This window comes from Rhodococcus sp. A14, assembly GCF_011603105.1.
Taxonomy (GTDB): Bacteria; Actinomycetota; Actinomycetes; order Mycobacteriales; family Mycobacteriaceae; genus Rhodococcus_F; species Rhodococcus_F opacus.
Genome location: NZ_JAAOQS010000293.1, coordinates 1 through 824 on the forward strand (window position 1 = coordinate 1; position 824 = coordinate 824).

Consider the following 824-nt stretch of genomic DNA (forward strand, 5'->3'; position numbering starts at 1 on the left):
GGTCGCAAGCCCTCGATCCCGCAGGAGAAGATCGACGAGATCGTGGACCTGACGCAGAACTACCGCCCGAAAGGCGAGACTCATTGGAGTTGCCGGACGATGGCCGAGTATGTCGGAGTCTCGAAGGACACGGTCCAGCGCGTGTGGTCCGCTCGTGGACTCAAGCCGCACCGGGTCGAGACGTTCAAGCTGTCGAATGATCCGCGATTCGAGGACAAGCTCGTCGACGTCGTCGGTCTGTATCTGAACCCGCCCGAGCGGGCGATCGTGTTGTGCGCGGACGAGAAGTCGTCGGTGCAGGCCCTCGACCGGACGCAGGCCTCGCTCCCGATGATCAAGGGCCGCGGCGAGACGATGACCCACGACTACAAGCGTCACGGCACCACCACCTTGTTCGCCGCGCTCGACGTCCTCACCGGCACCGTGATCGGCCAGTGCCTGCCGCGCCACCGCCATCAGGAGTTCCTGCGATTTCTGCGCACCATCGACCGTGAGGTGCCCAAGGACCTGGAAATCCATCTGATCCTGGACAACTACGCCACCCACAAACACGAGAAGGTCCGGGCCTGGCTCGACAAGCATCCCCGGTTCCACCTGCACTTCACTCCCACCTCCTCCTCATGGCTCAACCTCGTCGAACGTTGGTTCCGAGAGCTGACCGATAAAGCTCTGCGACGCGGGGTCTTTCACTTCGTACCGCACCTCATCGCCTCGATCGAGGAATACCTCGACGCCCACAACGAAAACCCCCGACCCTACGAATGGACCGCGACCGCCGAATCCATCCTCGCCAAGGTCGCCCGCGGCCGCGTCGCACTCGAAAA

General features: G+C 63.0%; 1 protein-coding gene. It reads left to right on the top strand.

What is annotated here, in order from left to right:
• Positions 1-824: IS630-like element ISRjo2 family transposase (locus G9373_RS45460; protein WP_167121376.1), on the top strand; the 824-nt coding region annotated here is incomplete at both ends.